Genomic DNA, 14,767 nt, shown 5'->3' with positions numbered 1-14,767 from the left:
AAAAGCGTGCTAAACTACCCCAAGAGACAATCTGTGGTTGGTAGATGATGGCTTGTGTATGAATAAAGTGCGTTTTGGTCTAAAAAGTGCCTACGGGCAGTTGATTTTACTGGTGTTTTTGCCCATTGCGGTACTGGCGATGGTTGGTGGTTATTTGGTGTTTAGTGAGGTGCGTCGTGCGGTCTTATCTGAGCAAGACATACTGGCACAAGCGGCATTGCTTCGTTATGAGACAGCGGCACGACCACGATTAGAGCGATATGGACTGACACAGGTAGAGGCTTTTTTTGATGAAGCGTTTGTTAATGCGGTACTACCTTATAATGCCCATAACCATCAAAAAACCACGACATTAAGCGATACATTAGAAAGCCTAAATCAAATGCGGCAGCAGCGAGTACAGCGTCTTGCCATCATGAATGATAAAGGAGAGCCTTTGCATTCATTTGGTATGAATGCTGATGCCAGTTGGACAAGTTTTGACGTATCAGCACCTCATGTTCTAAGGCTTAAGACCTCACAGGGTGTGGCGTATGGCAATCCTGTGAGTGTCAATGGCAAGCAGTTTTGGTTGTTTGTTGAAATGGACAACAAGCCTTTGACCTTGACCTATTATCATGTGTGGCTTGCTTTGTCCATCACAGGATTGATGACGATTTTGTTGCTCTTATTGATTTTAAACAGCTACTCAAAACGCTGGATTACTCCAATTTATGAAATGCGACTGTATCTACAGCGACTTGATGTAACAAATCTATCAAACCCCACCTCAGTTAATGTAGATGGTGAGTTTTCTTTATTGCAGAAGGATTTTTTAAAGGCATTAAAACGGTTGGATGGCAGCTTTAATGAACTAAAAAACCATGCCGAAGAGACGGAAAGGGATTTGCAACAAGCCTTTGACGAGATGGAGATGCAAAATATCTCCATTCGTAATGCTCGTGATGCAGCCGTATCCACCAGTCAAGCCAAATCGGCATTTTTGGCGAACATCAGCCACGAACTAAGAACACCACTGAACAGTATTGACGGTTTTATCAACCTACTGGCTCGCAAACAAGGACTAACAAGCGAACAAAATCTATATGTGCAAACCATCAAAAAATCATCAGCACACCTATTGGCTTTGGTGAATGATGTGCTTGATTTTTCTAAGATTGAAGCAGGAAAACTTGTACTTGAACATCATGAGTTTGACCTGTATGCCACGATTTATGATGTGGTGGATATGTTATCTCCAGCAGGACTTGAAAAGCACCTGCGACTGGCGGTGTTATTTTATCATGATGTGCCAACCAAAGTGGTGGGCGATAGTCTGCGAGTGAAGCAGATTTTAACCAATTTGGTGGGCAATGCGATTAAGTTTACTGACGCAGGCGGTGTGGTGGTGCGTGTCGGCTTATCTGATGTTCACGATGGCTATCTAAATATTGCTGTTGAAGACACAGGCAAAGGTATTAGCGAAACGGACAAAGCACAGCTGTTTAAGAGCTTTAGCCAAGGGGATTTGTCGGTAACTCGCCGTTATGGTGGTACAGGTCTTGGGTTGGTGATTTCTAAACAACTTACCATGATGATGGGTGGCGATATTGGCTTTTTTGACAATAACAGCGAAAATATCGCACCAACAGGGGCGACTTTTTGGTTTGAGATGCCTACCAACATAGATATTCCTGACGAGATGAATGGCGAAATGATGGCTAGTAAACCAAATATGAACGCCAATGTGTTGGTTTGGATTAACCATGCTCCTGCGGTGCAAGTATTAAAAGCAAGTCTTGCAGGGACAGGCGTGGTCATCACAGAGGCGATTGGTTTGGCTGATTTGCTTGAACAGCTAGATGATACGCACGAATTTGATTGGGTGATTGTTGATAACTTTGGACAGGATGCCGCCCAAGATGATATTGGGGCGATTTTAAGGCAGATTCGCCTTCGCTATGATGGCAGACTGATGGCGTATGGTTATCAGGTGGGTATGGATGCTGCACTGCTTGAACGCTATCATGCTAATGCTCTGTATGAACCGATGGATAAAAGACAGCTGTACGAACTGTTGTCAAATCAGCCCAACCAGTTGGTCGCCAAACCCATCAGACAGCAGAGATTTACAGGCACTCGTGTGTTGGCGGTTGATGACCATTTGCCAAATCTGCTTGTGCTTGAGGCATTGCTTGGAGAGCTTGGGGTGGAGGTTGTCATGGCGGGCAGTGGCTTTGATGCCATTGAAATTATGACCAAGACTGCAACATCGCAGGGGTTGCCGATTGATTTGATTTTTATGGATGTGCAAATGCCTAGAATGTCAGGGCTTGAAGCAAGTATTGAAATTCGCAAAATTGAACAAGCCCACCTGTCTAAGCCTGTGCCGATTATCGCCTTGACTGCACATGGGCTATCTGATGAAAAAGACAGGTTGGTCGCTGCAGGATTGAATGATTATGTGGGTAAGCCTATCGGTCATCAACAGCTACTGCAAACTTTACAGCGTTGGCTTGGGCATGATGATGCGGATAAGGCGGTGTTGCTTAATCAGCAATCTGATGACATGCCATATCAAGAGATGCAGTTGTTTGATGATAAATTTGTCAATAAGATTGATGGCATGACTCATACGACAACACCAATCAACACCACGCCTAGTGCCACGATGGAGCTTTTGGACATTGACTGGCAAGATGCCTTAAGTCGTGCAGCAAATAAAGCTGAGCTTGCTGAGAAACTACTGACCATGATGATTGATAATGCCGAGCAAGAAAAACAGTTGCTTGAGCGTGCATGGGCAGACAGAGACAGAAAGACGCTTGCCGACCTTACGCATCGTATGGTTGGGGCATCACGATATACAGGTGTACCCAGACTGCGTCAGGCAGCACAGGACTTTGAGAGTCGGTGCCGAGCTGATATTACAGAGGTGAGTGCTAGCCATTTTGTGAGTATGCGTCCTAGCTATCGTGCGTTGATAGATGCACTTGATGATTTGGGGACGGTGGACCTAAAGGGACAGCTTGCCAAGCAGGTACTTGATGAGAATAAAATGAATTGGAAAATGTAGTCTAAGATGGGGCTTTTGTGTTGACTGGATTTGTTGTTTGTCCAAAAGCCAGTAAGCTATAAGGTAATATTTATTCACCGAATGATGAACACATGGCTCAATTTAAATTACTGGTTTAATGTGATTATGGATTTTTAGAATGTGTTGAAATTTTGTGCGATTTTTATGGGCAATTTGCCTTGATTGCCTAATAAAAAATCAGTGATCATCTGTTATATCTTGGATTATCTGTTATAATGGCAGTATTTATTTTTCATCATTTGACAAGGGCATTGTTCATGATTAGTACCATCGCAGGACATCGTTTTTTAACGGATTTTCAAGCCAAGAAATTGGCGACACAGCTTAAGGAGAAAGCAGGACTAAAGATTAGTGCGGTAGACAGTCAGCAGGTTTATGTTTTTGATGATATCGTTGATGGCGATGACCATAAAAAGGTCATCAATTTGCTTAATCAGGGCGATGAAGTTGCTCTAAAGACTGCCCAAAAGGGTCAGATGCAAGTGGTGGTATCGCCACGCTTTGGGACGATTAGCCCATGGGCATCAAAGGCAACTGATATTTTCAATAATTGTGGCATTAAGGTTAATCGTCTTGAGCGAGTGGTGGTTTTTACTTTATCAGGTGACAATCTACCTGCTAAATTGCCCGCCACTGCCGAAAATATCCTACATGACCGCATGACCCAAAGTTTGGTGTATGAGCTAGATGATGTTAAGGCTTTGTTTGTTGATGGTGAGCCTGCCCGCCTAGAGTATGTAAACATCATGCAAGATGGTCGTGATGCTTTGGTGCGTGCAAATATTGAATTTGGTTTTGCCTTGTCTGAAGAAGACATTGATTATTTGGTGGATAATTTTACGCAGTTGGGACGCAACCCGACCGATGTAGAACTCATGATGTTTGCTCAGGCGAACTCGGAGCATTGCCGTCATAAGATTTTTAATGCCGAATGGACGATTGATGGTGAGGTGCAACCAAAATCATTATTCAAGATGATTAAAAATACGCACGAGAAAAACGCTGATGGCATTTTGTCTGCCTATAAGGACAATGCAGCGGTGATGTCAGGCTTTGCGACATCTCGTTTTTACCCCAAAAAAAATGCGTCAGGCGAGTCGCAGTATGGCTTTCATGACGAACAAATTGACATCTTAATGAAGGTTGAAACACACAACCACCCAACCGCCATCGCACCATTTTCAGGAGCATCAACAGGGGCGGGCGGTGAGATTCGTGATGAGGGTGCAACAGGTCGTGGCGGTAAGCCCAAGGCAGGGCTGGCGGGTTTTAGTGTATCGCATCTGCACCTGCCGAATATGCCTGAAAAATGGGAGGTCTTAGGTCAAGTTTCTACCAAAGACTACGGTAAACCTGAACGCATGGCAAGTGCTCTTGACATCATGATTGATGGTCCGTTGGGCAGTGCCGCCTTCGCCAATGAGTTTGGTCGTCCGAATTTAAACGGCTATTTTCGTAGCTTTCAATTAGATACTTCTGCCAAGCAGGACGGCAGCCAGATGCGTGGCTATCATAAGCCCATTATGATAGCAGGGGGCTATGGTAATATTAAACGCAACTTAGTGCAAAAAAACGCCATTACTGAGGGCGATTTGCTTATCGTACTTGGCGGACCTGCCATGCAGATCGGTCTGGGTGGTGGTGCAGCCAGTTCTGTAGATAGTGGCAAGCTTGATGAAGGGCTAGATTTTGCATCGGTGCAACGAGATAATGCCGAGATGGAGCGTCGTTGTCAAGAAGTGATTGATGCGTGTTGGGCGATGGCAAAAGATGGCGAGGATAACAACCCTATCATTTCTATCCATGATGTGGGTGCCGGCGGATTATCCAATGCCATGCCAGAATTGGTCGATGATCATGAACTGGGTGCTCACTTAAACTTAAGAAAAGTACCATCGCTTGAACAAGGCATGTCGCCGATGGCAATTTGGTCAAATGAAGCTCAAGAACGCTATGTGCTTGCCATCTCGCCAAAGAGTGAGAAACTTTTTGATGAAATTTGTGCTAGAGAACGCTGTCCTTATGCCATCTTGGGTACAGCAACAGCCGTGCGTGAACTAAAAGTTGATGACAGTCTGTTGCCAGAGCAACCTGTGGATATGCCAATGCAGGTGTTATTGGGTGGTACGCCACGCATGAAACGCAGTTTTAACCGCACGCATAGCGAGCTTTGCCCACTAGATGTATCAGGTGTTGATGTTCGTGAAAGCATCAAAGATGTACTACGCCATCCAACGGTCGCTAGCAAGTCGTTTCTTATTAGTATTGGCGATCGTTCCATCACAGGTATGGTAACCCAAGATCAGTATGTCGGTCGCTATCAGGTGCCTGTGGCAGACTGTGCGGTAACAATGTCAGGACTGCTGGCTGATACAGGCGAAGCGATGGCGATGGGCGAACGCACGCCTGTGGCACTCATTAGCCCAAAAGCATCAGCTCGTCTGGCGGTGGGCGAAGCATTGACCAACATTGCATCAGCACGCATCAATAAAGTGTCAGAGGTTACGCTATCTGCCAACTGGATGGCAGCGTGTGGCGATGACAAAGAAGATGCAGCCTTGTTTGATGCTGTACACGCCATCGGCGAAGAGCTTTGCCCTGCCTTAGGTATTACCATCCCTGTCGGTAAAGACAGCCTATCCATGAAAGCAGGCTGGAGTGATGATGGCATAGAAAAGAGTGTCAGCTCACCCATGAGTCTTATTATCACAGCTTTCGCCCCTGTTCAAGATGTCGCCAAGACCATGACGCCTGAGCTTGCGAATGCGGACGCTAGCTTGTATCGTTTGGATTTATCAGGCGGAAAACTGCGTTTGGGTGCATCCATCTTTGCCCAGACATTAAGTCAGCTTGGCGATGATTGTCCTGATGTAGAAAATCCGTCCACTCTGGCCAATTTCTTTGCGTTTATCCAAGCGGCGAATGAAGCAGGCGTGATTTGTGCGTATCATGACATCAGTGATGGTGGTATGATTGCAACGGTTGCTGAGATGCAGTTCGCAAGCCGTCTAAAAATTTTATTAGAGCTTGAGGATAATCATCTATTAGGGCAGCTGTTCGCTGAAGAGTTGGGCGTGGTCATTCAAGTGCTACCACAAGATGAAGGGCGACTGATTGAGCTGGCAAAGACGCATCAGGTGGCAGATTTACTCAGTGTGATTGGTCATAATTTTGCAACACCAATCGGTGGGGCAAACCAAGATACGCTTGATATCATCACCTCAACGCTGTCATTGACTTTCACTCGTAGCGAGTTGCAACAAGAATGGAGTAAGGTAAGTCATGCCATCGCTTCCATGCGTGATAATCCTGCTTGTGCTGACCAAGAATTTGCCTTGATTGCTGATGCCAACCATCATGGTTTGATCGCTGATGCGAATTTTGAGTTGGATTTGGCGGTGGAAGCTCCTTATGTGAATAGTCGCACCAGTCAGCCTAAGGTTGCTATTTTGCGTGAGCAAGGTGTGAATGGTCATCTAGAGATGGCAGCAGGCTTTGTGCGTGCAGGCTTTGATGCGGTGGATGTGCACATGAGCGACTTGATGAGCGGACGCATTAACCTAAGGGATTTTGAGGGTTTGGTGGCGTGCGGTGGTTTTAGTTATGGTGATGTGTTGGGTGCAGGCTCTGGTTGGGCGAATTCTGTCTTATTCCATGATGAGCTTCGTATGCAGTTTGCTAGATTTTTCCATCGCCCAGAGACTTTCGCTCTAGGTGTGTGCAATGGCTGTCAGATGATGAGTCAATTAAAAGAGTTGATGGTTGGTGCAGAGCATTTTCCACGCTTTACTCTTAATCAATCAGCACGCTTTGAAGCACGCACGGTCAATGTAAGAGTAGAACGCACCAAGTCTGTCCTACTAAAAGGCATGCAAGGCAGTATCTTGCCGGTAGCAGTGGCACATGGTGAGGGCTATGCACAGATGAACGATAGGTCGATGAATGAGCTTATCCGTCATGGTCAGATTGCACTACGCTATGTGGATTCACAAGGCTGTCCGACTGAGCATTATCCACTTAATCCAAACGGCTCGCCGCAGGGCATTACAGGTGTATGTAGTACTGATGGGCGTGTTACTTTAATGATGCCACACCCAGAGCGTACACTGCGTGCGGTGAATCACTCTTGGAAGCCTGATGAATGGAAGAATGATGGTGCGTGGATGCGTCTGTTCCGTAATGCTCGTGCATTCCTTCGTTAGTCTTTGAGCTATCTTAAAAACGAACATCTTGATATGTTCGTTTTTTTGTTTTATGGTGCTACATGGGGTTGGGTAAGATTTTGCAATCGCAGAGTAAACTTGTTACAATACACGCCGTTTAAAAAGGCAATTGTATTGGAAAGTAGCAACCATATCTTTTAAGATGGATATGTTATGCGTGCCTTTTTTGAGATTTTTGTTTTTGGAGTTGTTATGGAAATTGTATTAAATGGCTATTATACCTTGATTTTAGCCACGCTGGTCTTGCTACTTGGCAAGGTACTGGTTAAGAATATTAAGTTCTTGGAGCATTTTAATATCCCTGAACCTGTGGCAGGTGGCTTGGTGGCGGCAGCTGTTATCTATACGCTACACGCAGTTTTTGGTTATTCTTTTATATTTCAAAAAGAGCTACAGACTGCCTTTATGTTGATGTTTTTTGCATCTATCGGACTGTCAGCTGACTTTAGCCGTTTAAAGGCAGGTGGTGTACCATTGCTTGTGTTGTCTGCTTTGGTATCAGTATTCATCATTGTTCAAAACGCCGTTGGTGTAGGCTCAGCGATGCTACTTGGCATTGATCCAATGTTGGGTCTGGTGGCAGGCTCTATCTCATTGACGGGCGGTCATGGCACGGCAGGTGCATGGGGTGCGACACTTGAGCAAACCTATGGCGTGGCGGCAGCGACCACATTGGGTATTGCGTGTGCGACTTATGGTCTGGTGTCAGGCGGTATTATTGGTGGACCTGTGGCACAACGCCTCATCAATCGATTAGGAATCAAACCTCAGGCTGTGACGGCGAACACCGCTCATGGCAAATCGCTAGATGGCGAGCCAAACATCAATGAGAAGGACTATGCTTCTGAAGAGATGTTTGAAAAAGCAGATAGCACTCGCTTGATTACCGCCATCTCTGCGGTTGAAACTTTGGCATTGTTTGCGGCGTGTTTGGCATTTGCCGATATCATGACAGGCATAGCAAAAGGTACTTGGTTTGAGTTACCGACCTTTGTTTGGGCGTTATTTGGCGGTGTGGTGATTCGCAATGTCTTGACCACTATATTTAATTTTGATATGTTTGACCGTGCCATTGATGTATTTGGTAATGCTGCCTTGTCGCTATTTTTGGCGATGGCACTGTTGTCATTAAAACTTTGGGAGCTTGCTGGTCTGGGCTTGCCAATTTTTATCATTTTGGCGATTCAAACAGTGGTTATGGTACTGTATGCGATTTTTGTTACCTTTAATGTCATGGGTCGTGATTATGATGCAGCGGTACTTGCAGCGGGTCATTGTGGTTTTGGACTTGGGGCAACACCGACGGCCATTGCTAATATGCAAGCAATCACTGACCGCTATTTGCCATCACACAAGGCATTTTTGATTGTGCCGATGGTGGGAGCGTTTTTTGTGGATATTGTAAACGCCATCGTATTGCAGATATTTACTAAACTGCCATTTATGTAATTGATGCATGTGTATCATGTGTCATATTCATATGACATGATTAACCAAAAAACCCTGCATGATGTGGGGTTTTTTGTGCTTGTTTTTTCAATCAAATGTGCTACAATCCTTGCTAAAATGACCAATACGCATCCATCAAAATGAAGAATCTATTAAAATACACGCTGTGTGTAACGACTGGGCTAGCAGGAGTTGTTTATGCCCAAAATCCAGAAACGGTGTCCGATGAGATGGGTGCGTTATCTGTGCCAAGAGATGAGATGCGGACGACTTGGCTGGATAAAAAACGCTACGATACCAAAGACTATCTAAACAAGACCGCTGATAAGTTGGACCGATGGTTTGGGCAGACCGACCCAAGTAATCCTGCCTATGCATCATTAAGAGTGATGGCTGATATACATTGGGATGAGTATGATGGCACAGCCATCAAACCCCGTGTTCGTGGCAAATTAAAACTGCCTACCCTAGAGAATCGGCTGAGTGTCGTCTTTGGTGATGATAATTTGGATACCGATACCAAAGGTGGTATGCATAATGATGGGCGTGCAATCACTCGCACCAATCGGCGGTTTGACAGACGCCAAAGCCGACAAGAGAACTCATCGCTTGGGATTAGATGGTCAAAATTCCAAGAAAACAAAAATATTGAGACTGACATTGATTTGGGTGTGCGTTCTGATGATGTTTATCTAAAAATGCGTGCAGGTAAGCGATGGGAGCTATCACAAGGAGTCAATGCCTATTTTGAGCAGATGTACCGCTATGGCTCAAAAAGCGAACACTATGGGCGGACGACTTTGGAATTTAGCCAACCGCAATCAGACAGTCGTACTCTCATTAACCGTACGCATTTGCATTACACCCATCAAGATGTTGAGGATTTAAACTGGGCAAATAGTTTTTATCAGCAACATCATTGGTCAGCCAAGTACGGTCAGCGTGAATTTAGCTACGGCATTTATGCAGGTGGTCATATCGAAAATAAAAAAGTCAGCCTAAATGTCTATGGTCCTTATGCCAGCTATCGTCAGCCTGTATGGCGTAAATGGCTGTTCTTACAAGGTGATGTTAGCTATTATAATAATAAGTCTGAAAATAAAGACCATCGTGTCGGTGTGTTTGGGCGTGTGGAGATGGTATTTTAACTGATTGGATAACCAATGGTGTGTATAATTAAAAAGACAGCTGTTTAGGCTGTCTTTTTAATTATAACTGTCGTATTAAAGTTTATCGTATTAAAACTTGAGAGTTAAATTCCTAAAATGTTGGTGATGATACTATAGTGATCTTCAAACATTTTTTTGCCATCTAGAGCATGAATGGGCAGCCAAAACACGCCTTTGGCATCATCGCCTGCTTTGACGGTGGGTAGGTCATCGCCTGTCAATTCAAAATGAAATACTGTGGTAATCGTGCGACCTCGTAAAGAGCGGTCAGGTGCATCAAAAGTATGGCGAGATTTTAGGGTGTTGTGGTTAATACTTAGTCCAGTTTCTTCAGATAGTTCACGCAACACACAATCAATCAAACGCTCGTCAATGTCCAAAAATCCCCCAGGTAATGCCCATAGCCCATTGCCGTATTCACCTCCACGCTCAACGAGCAAAATGTGTCCTGATTGCACGATTAGGGCATCAGCGGTGGTAAAGATGGGTGGATATGGGGTGTTTTGCCATTGTTTCTTAAATGCTTGAATATGGTGGTATTCATCATATAGCTTAACATAGCTTGTTGTATGCTTAAATGCCTGTAAAAACTGCCAAGAGGCATCAGGCATACGCTCATCAATGATATCATCGGCGAAGTACAGCTTTCTAAGTGGTGTGGCGGATAAATTCTCAAAGCTAGGAAGTTCAATCGCTCCCCAATTTGGAAAAAGCGATAAATAATACGAACTGTCATCTTTATTGTGTCCGATGATGCCGATGCGTGCGTTCGCTTCTGTGGTGTGTGCGATGGCAGACTGGATATTTTGTAACCATTTGTGGTCATTGTACAGTGTGTCATCAATGGGTAGGCAGTGGATTCTTTTGCGGTCAGTATCACCGAATGCACTGAGTATCATCTGGGTACGCTCCTCAAAAGTAAAGGGGTTTTTGATGGTGCGTGGACTGTTGGCAGAGCCGATGAGCATGATGACTTGCCGAGCTTTGCTTAATGCTTTTTTAACGACAAATTCATGCCCATGATGAAAGGGTTGAAATCGTCCAATAAAAACCAAATAGTCAAATTCGTCATTCATGTCAGTCATATATTATACCTATCGTCAGCCATAAAACCACTCAATAATAGCAGAAAAATCCATAAAATGAGAAAAAAGTTTATCAAGCCACCTTGATAAAGTCCTTTTATGTTACCATATAAATGGCAATAAACCGACTGATTTGGTCAAGATTATCATTATTGACAACTTGTCTAAGCTTTTTTAGGTTTCTCAATCAACTCATTTTTATATCAATACAGAGAACAGTCATGAGCGATATTCAAGAAGACACCCAAGATACCCCATTAAGTAGCAATATCATCATCACGCCATCGGCACAAGGTTATCTTGCCGAGCTACTTGCTAAACAAGAAGTTGAAGGCATTGGTGTGCGTATCTTTGTAGAGTATCCTGGTACGCCTCGTGCGGAATGCTGTATGAGTTATTGCCAGCCTGATGAGGTTGATGAATCGGATTTGCAGATTTTGTTTGAGGCATTCATTGCCCATATTGACGCACCAAGCATTCCTTACCTACATGATGCAGTCATTGATTATAATAAAGACCGCTTTGGCGGGCAGTTAACTTTCCGTGCACCAAATTCAAAAGTACCGCAAGTCGGTGCTGATGCCAGTGTTGAGGAGCGCATCAATTATGTCCTACAATCAGAGATTAACCCAAACCTTGCCAGTCATGGCGGTATGGTAGAGTTGGTAGATTTGATTGAAGATGAAGCAGGCTTGACAGCGGTGCTGAAATTCGGTGGTGGCTGCCAAGGCTGTTCAGCGGTGGATGTTACCTTGCGTCAGGGCGTAGAAGTGCAACTAAAGCAATCAATCCCAGAGCTAACCCAAGTGGTGGATGATACCGACCATAGCATCTTGGATAATGCGTATTATAAATAATTTAAAATCATTCAAACGCTTTGGAATGATTAATGGGAGTAAGTACTTACTCCCATTTTTATATTCATCAAAAGCCATCTAAAATCAAAAGTTTGTCATTTTTTTTGGTGATATTTGTCATCAGCCTAAAATCTGGGCTTTAATGGACTGGTACTCTTGGGTAGATAGGCGAGGACCGAACTGCATGACGATGCGACCTGCAACATGGGTGGCAAGTTTTCCACATTGTTCTAATGAATGACCGTTGGTCAATGCGTATAAGAAAGCTCCTGCATAGTTATCGCCTGCACCATTGGTATCAATGGGGCTATCGATTGATAGTGATGGTACACTAAGTATGTTGCCAGATTGGGCGATGAGCGTTGGTTTGTTGCCATTGGTAATGACTACCAAATCGGCAAATTTGCCTAAAGCTTGAATGGCTGTCTCTTGGCTGGTTGCACCTGTGTAGAGTATGGCTTCTTTGCTGTTGCAAAAGATGGCATCAACACCGCCTAAAAGCATACCATCTAACCCATCTTTGGCGAATTTGACCACTGCAGGGTCGGCAAAACTGACGGCCACTTTGACACCTTGCTCTTTTGCTTGCTGGCGTAGGCTTGCGATACCGTCCGTGATGGATGGCGACATGGCAAGATAGCCTTCTAAGTAAAGCCACTTTGCCCCTTGTAGGGCGTTGGGATTGATATTTGTCTTGTTAATCTGACTGCTTGTGCCTAGATGTGTCTGCATGGTGCGTTCGCCATCTGGTGTAACCAGTACCACGCACGAGCCTGTTGTGCCGTTGGTATCGATGGCAACACTGGCATCGGTGGTAACGCCTGATTGCTCAAGGTCGGATAAATAAAAATCGCCCATGTCATCGCCACCCACTCGGCAGTTATAAAATGCACGACCACCTAAAGAGGCAAATGCCACCATGCTGTTGGCGGCCGATCCACCGCCTGCTTGTTTGGCAGGGTGGTCGCCTGCTTGAGCGAGTGTGGCAAATAGAGTGTTTTGGGTGTCTGATTCGGCAAGTGTCATATTGCCACGAGTTAAGGTGGTGGCGGTTAGGGTTTCGTTACTGATTTTAAATTCGGTATCCACTAGGGCATTACCTATGGCAACAATATCAAACATGATGTTCCTAAGTTTAGTGTAAAAATGATAAGACAGTCAATAAAATAGGGCAATCACGCCCAATGCACTCATCATCAAGGGGTTGTGTGCATGATAGTTTTTCATCTTTAATCTGAATAAAAGATGAAAAACTTACTCAGTGGCCAACTGTACGACAAGCAAGTCGCTATCAACATCAGGTAAGATGCTATCAGCAGTCGCTCCTGCCAACCATGCCGATAGCCCTGTGCGTTTATGGCGACCGATGACCACAAGGTCAATGGCGTTATTTTTACAGTAATCCACGATGCCTTTGCGTCCTGAGATGGCGGTTTTTATTTTAACATTATGGGCGTGAAGGCTGTTTCTGGCTAGCACTTGGGCAAGGCGGAAGCGTGCTTCTTGACAGCGTTTGTTATCAATCTCTTCGTGCAGTGCCGATGCCGGTATCAGCTCATAGCCAAAGCCAAACATGGTCTCTTCGACAATGTGCAGTACAGACAGTTGGGCGTTTGGCGATGCGTCCAAAATCCATTTTGCCTTGGTAGCAACCAAGTCTGTATCATCTCTTAAATCTGTTACCAGTAAAACATGTTGATACATTACGACTCTCCTGTGGTTGATGAGCAGATGCTCAAGGTGAATGATTTATCGTTAATGAAAGGATTATCTTATTAGTACAATTTTAGTATAACAAAAAACCTGACCACCGTCAGCTAAATTCTATTAAAAATGAATTTTTGACTACTTGAATGATTTTGCCATACTTATGCGGATAATTACTTAACTAATTCTTTTTTGGTGTTTTAAATTTTGATGATTTATCACTAATATAATTGAGTCAATCATTTCTTATGATTATATATTTTTCATGATTTGTTAGTTTTTTGGTTGTTATTTTCAAGGATTTCATATGACAGCACAGATTCTGATCATCAAGCCTATCAAACAAACCATCGGTGCCATCATCGAGGGCGTGAATCTAAACGAGCTAACCGATGAAGCATTTGCTCAGATTAAGCAGGCTTTGTTGGATCATCAGGTAATTTTCTTTCGCAATCAGGATTTGACAACTGACGCACAAGTCAATCTTGCCAAATCATTTGGTAGTTTACATATTCATCCAGTCTTTCCAACTGTGCCAAATGTGCCTGAAGTCATCGTGCTAGACAGCCATCAGACCGACCTAAAAGACAATGAGCTTTGGCATACTGATGTTACTTTTAGTAAGACGCCACCACTAGGCTGTGTACTAAGAGCGGTCAAAATCCCACCATCAGGTGGTGATACCCTATGGGCAAGTGCAACGGCAGCATTTGAAGCACTAAGCGGTGATATCCAAGAAAAAATCAAAGGCTTGACCGCACTACACGATATTCGCCTGTCATTTCCAAAAGAGCGTTTTGGTGGTGTGAGTGAAGCAGAAAAAGTCCGTTTAGAGGAGATTTATCATAACAACCCGCCGGTGGTACATCCTGTGGTGCGTACCCACCCTGACACAGGCAAGCCAATTTTGTTTGTGAGCGAGGGTTTTACCGCCAAGATTAACGATTTGCCAGAAGAAGAGGGTAAGGAGCTGTTAGATTTTTTAACACAGCACGCTGTCAAAGAAGAGTTTCATCTGCGTTGGCAATGGCAAGAAGGCGATGTTGCTATTTGGGATAACCGTTGTACACAGCATAAGGCATTGTTTGATTATGGTGATGCCCATCGTATCATGCACCGTGCTACCATCAATGGCGATGAGCCTTACTATGTGATTAACTAACCATGTTATCAGCTAAAAAATCTGTGATAATGCACTAAG

The 14,767-nt window shown here is 44.3% G+C and carries 9 protein-coding genes; 6 read left to right on the top strand and 3 right to left on the bottom strand.

Annotated features, from left to right (window positions below; all coding sequences use genetic code 11):
* The first annotated feature begins 58 nt into the window (after nt 1-58).
* From ACERC6_RS05200 to ACERC6_RS05185, 4 genes are all read left to right on the top strand, one after another.
* Nucleotides 59-3,055, top strand: coding sequence for an ATP-binding protein (locus tag ACERC6_RS05200; RefSeq protein WP_373628047.1), 2,997 nt, complete (start codon nt 59-61; stop codon nt 3,053-3,055).
* A gap of 278 nt (nt 3,056-3,333) precedes the next feature.
* Nucleotides 3,334-7,278, top strand: coding sequence for a phosphoribosylformylglycinamidine synthase (gene purL / locus ACERC6_RS05195; protein WP_373628046.1), 3,945 nt, complete (start codon nt 3,334-3,336; stop codon nt 7,276-7,278).
* 213 nt (nt 7,279-7,491) lie between these two features.
* Nucleotides 7,492-8,748 carry a sodium/glutamate symporter gene (gene gltS / locus ACERC6_RS05190; protein WP_284673795.1) on the top strand — a complete coding sequence of 419 codons (1,257 nt, stop codon included), beginning with the start codon at nt 7,492-7,494 and terminating at the stop codon, nt 8,746-8,748.
* 140 nt (nt 8,749-8,888) lie between these two features.
* Nucleotides 8,889-9,896, top strand: a complete 1,008-nt coding sequence (locus tag ACERC6_RS05185; RefSeq protein ID WP_373628045.1) for a hypothetical protein — start codon at nt 8,889-8,891, stop codon at nt 9,894-9,896.
* Nucleotides 9,897-10,000: 104 nt separating this feature from the next.
* Here ACERC6_RS05185 and ACERC6_RS05180 read toward each other — a convergent pair whose 3' ends face one another.
* Nucleotides 10,001-11,002, bottom strand: a complete 1,002-nt coding sequence (locus ACERC6_RS05180; protein ID WP_373628044.1) for a bifunctional nicotinamide-nucleotide adenylyltransferase/Nudix hydroxylase — start codon at nt 11,000-11,002, stop codon at nt 10,001-10,003.
* A gap of 221 nt (nt 11,003-11,223) precedes the next feature.
* Here ACERC6_RS05180 and nfuA point away from each other — a divergent pair, with 221 nt between their 5' ends.
* Complete coding sequence (gene nfuA, locus ACERC6_RS05175; RefSeq protein WP_284673798.1) at nt 11,224-11,859, top strand: Fe-S biogenesis protein NfuA; 636 nt, start codon at nt 11,224-11,226, stop codon at nt 11,857-11,859.
* A 120-nt stretch (nt 11,860-11,979) separates the two neighbouring features.
* On the opposite strand, the gene ACERC6_RS05170 is transcribed toward nfuA, so the two are convergent.
* Together ACERC6_RS05170 and ACERC6_RS05165 are read right to left on the bottom strand one after the other, a co-directional pair.
* Nucleotides 11,980-12,981: an adenosine kinase gene (locus ACERC6_RS05170; RefSeq protein WP_373628043.1), complete on the bottom strand. Its 1,002-nt coding sequence runs from the start codon at nt 12,979-12,981 to the stop codon at nt 11,980-11,982.
* Nucleotides 12,982-13,113: 132 nt separating this feature from the next.
* Entirely contained in the window at nt 13,114-13,563 is a 450-nt protein-coding gene (locus tag ACERC6_RS05165; RefSeq protein WP_373628042.1) for a universal stress protein, read from the bottom strand.
* 310 nt (nt 13,564-13,873) lie between these two features.
* Between ACERC6_RS05165 and tauD the strand changes: the two genes are divergently transcribed.
* On the top strand, nt 13,874-14,728 hold the full coding sequence (gene tauD / locus ACERC6_RS05160; RefSeq protein WP_373628041.1) for a taurine dioxygenase: 855 nt from the start codon (nt 13,874-13,876) through the stop codon (nt 14,726-14,728).
* Nucleotides 14,729-14,767 lie beyond the last annotated feature (39 nt).

Origin of the sequence: Moraxella sp. E33BD (assembly GCF_041807865.1) — a bacterium.
In the GTDB taxonomy this organism is placed as follows: Bacteria; Pseudomonadota; Gammaproteobacteria; order Pseudomonadales; family Moraxellaceae; genus Moraxella; species Moraxella haemolytica.
This window is presented reverse-complemented; position numbering and strand designations above follow the sequence as displayed.

Coding starts and splice junctions, on each gene's coding strand:
- gltS (WP_284673795.1), top strand. CDS start 7,492: ATGGAAATTGTATTAAATGGCTATTATACCTTGATTTTAGCCACGCTG.
- ACERC6_RS05170 (WP_373628043.1), bottom strand. CDS start 12,981: ATGTTTGATATTGTTGCCATAGGTAATGCCCTAGTGGATACCGAATTT.
- ACERC6_RS05180 (WP_373628044.1), bottom strand. CDS start 11,002: ATGACTGACATGAATGACGAATTTGACTATTTGGTTTTTATTGGACGA.
- purL (WP_373628046.1), top strand. CDS start 3,334: ATGATTAGTACCATCGCAGGACATCGTTTTTTAACGGATTTTCAAGCC.
- nfuA (WP_284673798.1), top strand. CDS start 11,224: ATGAGCGATATTCAAGAAGACACCCAAGATACCCCATTAAGTAGCAAT.
- tauD (WP_373628041.1), top strand. CDS start 13,874: ATGACAGCACAGATTCTGATCATCAAGCCTATCAAACAAACCATCGGT.
- ACERC6_RS05200 (WP_373628047.1), top strand. CDS start 59: ATGAATAAAGTGCGTTTTGGTCTAAAAAGTGCCTACGGGCAGTTGATT.
- ACERC6_RS05185 (WP_373628045.1), top strand. CDS start 8,889: ATGAAGAATCTATTAAAATACACGCTGTGTGTAACGACTGGGCTAGCA.
- ACERC6_RS05165 (WP_373628042.1), bottom strand. CDS start 13,563: ATGTATCAACATGTTTTACTGGTAACAGATTTAAGAGATGATACAGAC.